This window comes from Halapricum sp. CBA1109 (genome assembly GCF_009741825.1).
In the GTDB taxonomy this organism is placed as follows: Archaea; Halobacteriota; Halobacteria; order Halobacteriales; family Haloarculaceae; genus Halapricum.
Window position 1 is genome coordinate 1 of record NZ_WPCA01000117.1, and the last position, 8,950, is coordinate 8,950.

At 68.3% G+C, this 8,950-nt stretch carries 10 protein-coding genes; 4 read left to right on the forward strand and 6 right to left on the reverse strand.

Annotated features, from left to right (window positions below):
• From GJ629_RS12130 to GJ629_RS12140, 3 genes are all read right to left on the reverse strand, one after another.
• On the reverse strand, positions 1 to 1,320 hold a 1,320-nt coding region (locus GJ629_RS12130; RefSeq protein WP_157513295.1), incomplete at its 3' end, for a PH domain-containing protein.
• 2 nt (positions 1,321 to 1,322) lie between these two features.
• Positions 1,323 to 1,808 (reverse strand): PH domain-containing protein, encoded by a 486-nt coding sequence (locus tag GJ629_RS12135; protein ID WP_157513304.1) that lies wholly within the window; start codon positions 1,806 to 1,808, stop codon positions 1,323 to 1,325.
• 243 nt (positions 1,809 to 2,051) lie between these two features.
• Entirely contained in the window at positions 2,052 to 2,759 is a 708-nt protein-coding gene (locus tag GJ629_RS12140; RefSeq protein WP_157513296.1) for a YqjF family protein, read from the reverse strand.
• Between the two features lie 76 nt (positions 2,760 to 2,835).
• Here GJ629_RS12140 and GJ629_RS12145 point away from each other — a divergent pair, with 76 nt between their 5' ends.
• Entirely contained in the window at positions 2,836 to 3,327 is a 492-nt protein-coding gene (locus tag GJ629_RS12145) for a macro domain-containing protein (RefSeq protein WP_157513297.1), read from the forward strand.
• A gap of 20 nt (positions 3,328 to 3,347) precedes the next feature.
• Here GJ629_RS12145 and GJ629_RS12150 read toward each other — a convergent pair whose 3' ends face one another.
• Positions 3,348 to 4,580, reverse strand: coding sequence for a hypothetical protein (locus GJ629_RS12150; protein WP_157513298.1), 1,233 nt, complete (start codon positions 4,578 to 4,580; stop codon positions 3,348 to 3,350).
• 197 nt (positions 4,581 to 4,777) lie between these two features.
• Between GJ629_RS12150 and GJ629_RS12155 the strand changes: the two genes are divergently transcribed.
• Both GJ629_RS12155 and GJ629_RS12160 read left to right on the forward strand, forming a co-directional pair.
• Complete coding sequence (locus GJ629_RS12155; protein WP_157513299.1) at positions 4,778 to 5,119, forward strand: DUF5802 family protein; 342 nt, start codon at positions 4,778 to 4,780, stop codon at positions 5,117 to 5,119.
• Positions 5,120 to 5,144: 25 nt separating this feature from the next.
• Complete coding sequence (locus GJ629_RS12160; protein WP_157513300.1) at positions 5,145 to 6,041, forward strand: Vms1/Ankzf1 family peptidyl-tRNA hydrolase; 897 nt, start codon at positions 5,145 to 5,147, stop codon at positions 6,039 to 6,041.
• On the opposite strand, the gene GJ629_RS12165 is transcribed toward GJ629_RS12160, so the two are convergent.
• Entirely contained in the window at positions 6,038 to 7,558 is a 1,521-nt protein-coding gene (locus GJ629_RS12165) for a hypothetical protein (RefSeq protein ID WP_157513301.1), read from the reverse strand. The two genes, GJ629_RS12160 and GJ629_RS12165, sit on opposite strands and share 4 nt — an antisense overlap.
• A 55-nt stretch (positions 7,559 to 7,613) precedes the next feature.
• Positions 7,614 to 8,318, reverse strand: coding sequence for a class I SAM-dependent methyltransferase (locus tag GJ629_RS12170; protein ID WP_370515897.1), 705 nt, complete (start codon positions 8,316 to 8,318; stop codon positions 7,614 to 7,616).
• A 200-nt stretch (positions 8,319 to 8,518) separates the two neighbouring features.
• Here GJ629_RS12170 and GJ629_RS12175 point away from each other — a divergent pair, with 200 nt between their 5' ends.
• Positions 8,519 to 8,803, forward strand: a complete 285-nt coding sequence (locus GJ629_RS12175; RefSeq protein ID WP_157513303.1) for a helix-turn-helix domain-containing protein — start codon at positions 8,519 to 8,521, stop codon at positions 8,801 to 8,803.
• The last annotated feature ends 147 nt before the right edge of the window (positions 8,804 to 8,950 follow it).

An 8,950-nucleotide genomic window follows, 5' to 3' on the forward strand; every position in this document is an offset into this window, starting at 1 on the left:
GTCGCCAGCGACCGCCGGGCGCTGGAACACCGTCGCGGAGGTGACGACCGTCTGGATGCGGTAGGAGGGGACGACCGAAATCCGCCGCGACCAGAAGCCGTTGCGCGTGAGGACGTGGTCGTCCTCGATTCGATAACCCCGGTTGGCCCACTTGAGGTGTGCGGCGGGGGGGACCAGGACGACCAGTGCCGCCGGCGCGAACCACGGGTACGACACCGAGGTCAGCGCCACGACGGCGTAACTGATCGCCAGTAGGACGCCGACGACGATGAGATAGCGCGCGGCGTACCGCTGTCGGGCCCGTTTCGGCGGGCGCTGGAACTCGAGGCTCTCGAACGGTTCAATCCGCCGGGCGACCGAGAGTGCGTGGTCGCGGTCGGCGATGGGTATCGCCGACTGGGAGCCGTTGCTGTCAGCCCCGCCGGTCGCGGCGTAGCCCGCCGTCTCGATGGTGAGGCTCGCGTAGCCCAGTCGCCGCGCGATGACGTTCTCGGTCAGCGTCAGCGTCTGGACCTTCGATTTGGGGATCGAGCCGCTGAACCGCTGGAGCAGGCCCCGTTCGTAGCGGTACTCGTCGTCGGTGGCCCGCAACTGGAAGCCGTAGTAGCGGGTCATCGCTATCACGCCGCTGAGCAGCGCCGTCACGACGACGATGCCGACAAGACTGGACCCGACCAGCAGCCACACCGACCCCGTCTCGGGGATGAACTGGACGTACACCGACGGCCCGACGAACGACAGCGGCACGGCGATGATCGACAGCAGCCGGGGGTCCATCGAGACGATGCCGAGGACGACCAGTTCCCGCGGCGTGATGTCGAACAGCGCGGTCGTCCGCTCCTCGACCGGTGCCGTCTCGCCGTCGCCCGTCTCGTCGCGCTTCCGTTTCGCCACCTCCTCCTGGAGGCGTTCGGCCTCGTCGTAGCTGACGAACCGCAACTTCGCTTCGGTCTCGCCGCCGCCCGCCGTCTCCAGTCGCACCTCGGCGATACCCAGCGCCCGCTGGATCACGTTCTGTGAGATGTCGACGTTCTGGATGCGGCCGTAGGGAATCTCCCGTTCGCGCCGCGAGACGACGCCGGAGTCGATGTCGAAGGTGTCCCCGGTCAGTCGGTACTCGAAGCGCTTGAAGTAGGCCACTTGCCAGCCCACGCCGACCACGAGGCCGAGGAGGACGACGGCGAGGATGCCGACGATAGACCCGAGCGATCCGGGATTGTTCGATCCGAACCCGGCGAACCCGATGAACGCCGCGCCCACGACGAACTGGAAGCTCTTCTCGACCGCGCGGTAGGGGATAGAGAGTGGGTCGAGTCGCATTGTCAGACCGCGTCCTCGCCCTCTGACTCTATCGCCAGGACCTTCAGCCGCGACTGGAGGTCGGCGGCCTCCTCGGGCGTCAGTCCGGGAACGGTCACGTCGGCCCCGCGGGAGCCGGCGGTGTACACGACCAGCGAGGAGAGGCCGACCGCGCGCTCTATCGGTCCCCTGCTGGTGTCGATGTGCTGGACGCGGACGTAGGGGACGACCGTCTGGACGCGCGTGACCACGCCGCGGTCGAGGTACATCGAGTCCTCGCGGACGCGGTACTCCCACGTCCGGTACAGCAGTATCGCGTGACCGATACCGAGGACCAACGCGAGGGCGAAGACGCCGCCCCCGCCGACCACGAGCAGGTCCGGCGCGGCGAAGAACGTGATTCCGGTGGCGATGGCCCCGACCACGAGCGCAGTGACGACTGCTCGGGCGACCCACAGCAACTGCACCCGCGGGTCCAGCGTCCGGGTCTCGGTGGTGTAGCTGTCCATATCGAGGTCCTCGTCGGCTACACTGCCGGAGACGGCCGCCCCGTCGTCGGGCGTCCGCTCCGTGTCGACGCCGTCGTCGGGGTCGGCGGCGCTCCCGTCCGGGCCGCCCTCGTCCGACGGGACGGGATCCGCTCCTGTGGCCGTCCCGTCATCGTCCGGCGGCGCCCTGTCTCTCCCGTCGGTGCCGTGGTCTGGAGGGTCGTCGCTCATCCCGTGGGACTGCGACCGTATCCCGTTTATAGCCTACGACCGCCGGAGGCGACCGGCCGTCACGGGCAGTTCGGGACAGTAGCGGACCACCGGGTCGCCGCCGGGGTGGTCGAACCCCGCGGCCTCGAACAGCGTGTTCTTCCGGACCGACAGCGTCGCCTCGGCGACTCGCCACGGGTCGTGGTCGATGTCGCCGTAGTAGAGCCGGCCGTCGTCGTCGGCCGCGAAAAAGCGGTAGCGCTCGACGAGGAACGCGTCGAGACTACCCGGAGCGACCGGTTCGGGGTCGCTTGCCGGCGTGAGTACCGCGTCGAAGTCGGCCGGCGGCACGCCGTCGTGGGTCCGGTGGCTCCGGAAGTGGACCCGGTCGCTGCGGCCGGTGACGGACATCTCGGCGCGGTAGTACGGCAACTGGAACAGCCGTCGGGCGACGCCGACGCCGAGGCGGTCGTCGGCGTCGAGGTTGTAGAAGTAGACGCCGCCCGCGCCCTCTTGACGGACGTACGTCCGGAGGTTCAACTCCGGGAAGGAGAGGCCGACCGGCGAGAACCGCGGGCGGATATCGTCCATCACGAATCCGACGACGCTGAGCCACGCCCGTCCCTCGGCGTCGGTGTCGACCGACAGCCCTTCCGGCAGCGTCGGCGCGACCACGTCCGGGTCGACTGGCCAGTGTGCGAACAGCACGTCCCGCCACGTCATCGACAGCACGTCGCGGGAGACTCGGGAACGCGTCGACATAGCAGTCCTACGCGTTGGAGATAGTTGTACGCCGCGGCCCCGAACGAATTAGTGGTCGCTCGCCGACCACTCGACTATGGAGTTTCGTGTGATTCAGGGCGACATTGCGGCACAGTCGGCGGACGCACTCGTCAACGCCGCGAACACGAGCCTCCGGATGGGGAGCGGCGTCGCCGGTGCGCTCAAGCACGCGGCCGGCAGCGGTCTCCCGAAGGAGGCCGAATCGAAGGGGCCGGTCGACCTCGGCGGCGTCGCCGTCACCGACGCCTACGACCTCGACGCAGAGTACGTGGTCCACGCCGCGGCGATGCCGGCCGGCGGGCAGGCGACGGCCGACAGTATCCACGCGGCGACCCGGAACACCCTGCGAGTGGCCGACGAACTCGGCGTCGAGTCGCTCGTGGTGCCCGCTCTGGGCTGTGGTATCGCGGGCTTTGACCTCGCGGACGGCGCTCGCATCATCGCCGAGGAGATACGAGCGTTCGACCCCGCGTCGCTTTCCGACGTGGCGCTGATCGCTTACAGCGACGAGGACTTCGAGACCCTCACGTCGATACAGTCGGACTGACCCCGAACCGAAAATAGCCGTCACCGCGGGCCGCTACCGTTGCCGTTGTCGCCGTTCCCGTTCCCGCTCTCGTCTTCGTCCTCGTCGTCGCTGTCGTCGTCGGCCGGCCCGTTGCCGCTGCCGGGTGTCGTGTCACTCGGCGGTCCGCCGCCGCGCTCGACCGGTCCGGAGTCGTCGTCAGTCTCGCTTTCGGTGTCGTCCGCCGTCATGTCGTCGGTTTCGCCTGTCTCGTTGGCGTCCGGGCCGGTGTCCGCGGGCGGGCCGGTTCCGTTGTCCGCGGGCGGGCCGGTCCCGTTGTCCGCCGGCGGCACGGTATCGGTTGGCGGACCTGTCTCGTTCGTCGTCGGTGGGCCAGCCTCCGCGGGCGGGCCGCTCTCGTTACCGTCCGACGGTCCGGTCCGGTTCCCAGGGCCTGCGTCCGCTGGCGGTCCAGTCTCGTTTGTGTCCGGCGGTCCCGTCTCGTTGCTGTCCGGCGGTCCGGCGTCGACTGGCGGCCCTGTCTCGTTGTCCTCGGGAGGGCCAGCGTCCGCTGGTGGTCCAGTGTCGGTATCTTCAGGAGGGCCAGCGTCCGCCGGCGGTCCGGTGTCGTTGTCGGTCGGTGGTCCGGTCTCGTTGCCGTCCGGCGGTCCCGCGTCCGCTGGCGGCCCCGCGTCGGCGGGCGGTCCGGCGTCAGTCGGCGGTCCGACGCCCGAGAGGTTCCGGGCGATGGCCGCTACTTCGGGGCCCGCGAGGTCAGAGGCGTTCCGCCGGAGGCGGTCCAGCCGACTCGTGTTCACGCCAGTCTCGCGGGCCGCGGACTCGGTCCGGTTGATAGTCGACTGAAGCCTGTCGAGGCGCGTCACCGTGGCCGACGCCCGGGCGGACACCCCGGGGTTCCTCACGTCGCCCGTCTCGTTTCTGAGTCGTGACACTTCGGCTCGGAGCGATTCGAGGCGGTCCTGGAGGGCGGCCGTCCGGTTCTCGACCAGCTCGGACCGGTTGGTCCCGTTGGCCGCGTCGAACGCCGCCGTCCACATCCCATCGTCGACATCGGCGTCCGTCTCGGCCGCGGTCGCCTGCATAAAGGCGCTGATCTGGCTCCCCAGCGGGACCGTCGTGTTGTTCGTCCCGTTGTCCGTCTCCAGTTGTGTCACCGACTGCTCGGGGTCGGCCGCGCCGTCCGCCCCGGCGACGGCCCCGACGGTCACGGCCGTCACACCGACGGCTGCGAGTACCACGAGCACCACCAGCGACTTGCTGATACCGCCGGCCATTCTATCTCTGTCTATATCCCCGGCCACTAAAAAGGCGGAGCTTCGTTCTGACTGTTCACCAACCGATGAAACCGTCTCTCGGAACTGGAGAGTGTTTAAAGACAATCTTGCGGGCGTATCGGTCGGATCAACGGCTACTCGGACACCGACCCGGAGAAAGCTTATCAGTCTCCGTGGGTGATGTTGACACGCACAGAATGTTCGAACAGTTCTCGCGGGGGTACTACCTCGGCCGCCTGTACGTCGAACGCTTCGACAGCGACGTGCCGGCGATGTGTCGTGCCCAGCACAGACAGGTCAACGAGCAGTTGTACGACGAGGCGGCGGACCGGCCGCTCGTGATGAAACTCGGGACGCGCCACTTCCCGGTACGCGGCGAGAGCGGCGTCCCGGCGGACACGCTCGCCGTCCCGGACGCCATCATCGAGTCGACAGACGTCCGGAACCCGCCGGCGCTGCGCGAAGTGTTCCTCGCCAAGGCCGACCGGGCCGAACAGCTCCTGCGGTTCGAACAGGTATCCGAGCCGGCAGGGATTTAAGCCGCTGGCCCTCCCGGCAACGGGTATGTTCGACCAGCTTCTGGGCCGTGCTGACCTGAAAGAGCGCATCGAGACGCTCGAAGCCGAGAAGGCGGACTTACAAGCCCAACTCGACGCGGCCGACGAGCGACGCTCGGAGGCGGTGACCGAGCGACAGGCCGCCCAGCGCCGGGTCAACGAACTGGAGGACCGCGTCACGGAACTACAGGACCGCGTCGAGCGCCTCCGCGGCGAGGAGTCCACGCTGGAGTACCGTAACCGAGAACAGCTCCGGGGCGACCGGCTCTCGGCGGTCCTCGACCGCCTCGAATCCGTCGAGAGCGACCCGGAAGGCGTTATGACGGCCGTCCTTACCCACCGGCAGGGCATCCCGGACGCTGTCCGCGAGGCCTTCGGCGAGCGTGCGGCGCTCGTCTCCCGGGCCGCGCCGTGTCTCGCCGTCGCCGACGACGCGGGCGTGCTCAGCGCCGCGCTGGACGTCCCGGCCGCGCCGTCGCCGTTCGCCACGTGGAGCGACCGCGCCGAGTTCGAGCGGTCGTGGCTCGAACCGACTGGAGAGTTCACGCTGGCGCTGGTCCGGTCTGACCTCTTCGCGATGGGCGTCTACGAGGGCCGCGAGCGGACCGCGTTTCACGGCTTCGACAGCGACCTCGAACGCAACCACTCGAAGGGCGGCTTCTCACAGGCCCGCTTCGAGCGCCGCCGTGACGAACAGATCGACTCCCACCTCGACCGGGCGGCCGCGGCCCTCTCCGAACGGCCCAGCGACGCGCCGCTGTATCTGGTCGGTGAGACGACCGTCCTCCACGAACTCGATGTCGACGCCGACGCCCGCGCGACGGTCGACGCGACCGGCGACCCCGAACCCGCGCTCGACCACGCCTTCGACTCCTTCTGGACCGTGACGCTGTCGGCGATCTAGGGCCACTCGGCGAAACTGTCGCTCTCGGCGCTGTGCCGGACGTACGTCCGCTGCATCCGCTCGATGGCCGCCGCGAGGTCTAGTCCGTCGTCGAGACCCTCTCGGACGCGGGCTATCTTCCACTGGCTCGGCGTCGTCCCCGCCTCCCAGCGGGCGCGTATCGGCGCGAGGTACGACTCGGGGTCCGCGACGCCCTGTTCGGTGAGTCCTCGAGTCGCGTACTCGAACACTTCCTCGAAGATGGTCTCGCGGTCGGTGGTCCGCTCGCCGTCGGCGGTCACCCATGCCAACTCGGCGTCGAGGCCCTCGGCGGCAGCCGCGTAGAAGCTCTCCTCGGCCGCCTCCCACGGCAGGTCGGTGATCGGATGGTCGGCGGCCACGAGGCCGACTAGGAGGCCGGCCGTAAGCGCCTGCAACCCCACGACGTCGGTGACGGTCGGCTGTGTCGGGAGTGGGCGGTACTCGATGCGGGCCGAGCGCTCGTCGCCGGTCCCGACCGGGTCGCCGCCGATCACACAGCGCAGCCACCGCCAGTAGGTCCCGCGCTTGTGTTCGAACTCCCAGTAGTTGTCCGTGTACTCCGTCTTCGGGCCGTCCGCGACCCACTCCCGGAGGAACGGCGCGACCAGGTCGTCGGCGAGGACGCCGTCGACGATGTCCTCGGGCGCGTCGATGTCCTCGGGCACGCGGACCTTCGGCGAGTCGGTGTAGTTGACAGACTGCTCGAAGACGGCGATGCGGAGTTCGTGGTGGGTCTCGTCGAGGACTCTCTCGGGGTCGGCCCCCTCGTAGAACTCCCCCGGGAGGAACGGCGAGTTCGTCGCCAGCGCGAGCAGCGGTCCGAGCGTCCTGATGCCCGCGTCGTAGTAGGCCGGCAGCGTGTCCGTATCGGGAATCTGGAGGTGGGGCTGTATCGACGTCGCCAGCGACTCGAACAGGATAGAGGGGAACTCCACGTCGGCCCCGGGGACCGACAGCGACAGCGTCCCGCCGGCCTGCTCGCGGATGGCCTCGTCGATGGCGACGTACCGTGGTGCGGGACGCATATTCGCGGCAACGGCCAGTCCGTCCCGGTCGTCGGTCGCCGCGAGATAGCTATGTGCGCCTTCGGCGGGCGGCGTCGTCCACATCGCGTCCAGCACCAGTTCGCCGTCGTCGGCGACGGCCGCCCGGGCGCGGTCGGTCTGTCGGCGGATGGTGGCGGCCTGTTCGGCCAGTCCCTCGTCGTCGAATACCGACGGGTCGGTGTTGATCTCGGCGTTGTGCAGCCCCAATTCCTTCGTGATGGCGTCGCTTTCCGAAAAGCGCTCGGCCGGCAGGCGGACGAGTCGCGGGTCCTCGCTGTCGGCGACGGCGTACACTTCCATTTCGAGGCCGATTGCGAACTCGTCGTTGTCGAGGTCACCGTCGTCGAACGCCGCGCGGAGGAACGCCGCCTGCTCGTCGACCCGGTCGGTGAATCGCTCGCGTGTCTCGGGAGCGAGCGACCGGGCGACGACGTCGGAGAGATCCGTCATTGGCGGGAGTGTACGCGACCCGGAGCGTAAGTGTTGGGTATCCGCCCTCGGACGACTACCCCTCGCAGTGCCAGTACGACACCGACGACAGGCGGTCGCCGCCGGGTATCGACCCGAGCGTCGTGTCGATGCGACGGAACGTCGAGGCCGTGCTACCGGGTATCTCCCGGTAGAAACCGTACGGGAGGACGAAGTCGTGGTCGTCGGTGACCAACTCGAGACCGGCGTCGTCGAGCAGTTTCCGGACCTCGTAGCGGGAGTACAACCGCGACCCCATCGGCAGCGCCCAGTTGTATATCGACCGCGTCGAAAAGCGGTTGAAGGTGTCGAAAAAGACCGTCCCTTTCGAGACGCGGCGCATCTCGCTGAGGTACGACGCCGGCGTGTCGGCGAGATGGAAAAACCGCATCGCGAAGACGGCGTCGAAGTGGTCGTCCGGGAACGGTAGCCGACCGGCGTCCCCACGCATGAACTCGAGGTGGTCGTCGACGCCGGCGGCGCGGGCCTTCTCGCGTCCCTGTTGGAGCATCGGGCCGGAGATGTCCATCCCGACGATGTCCGCCCCGCGTTCGGCCAGCATCACGGTGAACCGGCCGGTGCCGCAGGCGACTTCGAGTACCGTGGAGTCCTCGACGGGAGCCAGCGCGTCGAGTACGGCCTGTTTCTCCCGTCGGTCGATCAGGCGACCACCGCGCGAGAAGCGTTTTTCCTCGTACTCCTCGGCGATGTCGTCGGCCTGGTACCACTCCTGTCCTTTCACACTCCGTTGTGTGATCATCGGAGGGATAAAACGATACTGAAAGCGTCCGCCCGACTGCCGGCATACGCTCCGACGGGGTGTACAGAAACGCCGGCCGAGAGACGACGAATCGGAGCCACCCTTAGTGAATACTAGGAGACTGTATTCTTTGGATGCCCATATAGCCAAACTTTACTAGTGTGGTTCGGCGACGAGTAGGTATGAGCACGACGACTGATGGTGCGGTCGCAGAAGGTGGGTTCGACGACGCGGACTTCCGCGAGCGACTGCGGGAGCTACCCCCGTCGGCGAAACTCGTCGCGAAAGTACTGGAGACTGACTCGCCCCTCTCGCAGGGCGAACTGGCCGAACAGTCGCTGTTGCCCGACCGGACCGTCCGGTACGCACTCAACCGCTTGGAGGAGGCCGACTTGGCCGATTCCCGGTACAGCTTCCGCGACGCCCGCAAACAGGTTTATTTCCTGTCCGGCACTGACTCCCGGTAGTCAGTGTCACCGTCGATACGCCGCCGCCGAATCACCGTCCCGGTAGCGACCCGCGCGCCCGACGGGCAGGTCGCCGCGTACCTCCTCGGCGAGGACCTGCTGGTCGACCCCGGCGGCCACAGCGACGCCCTCGACCGCGCAGTCGCC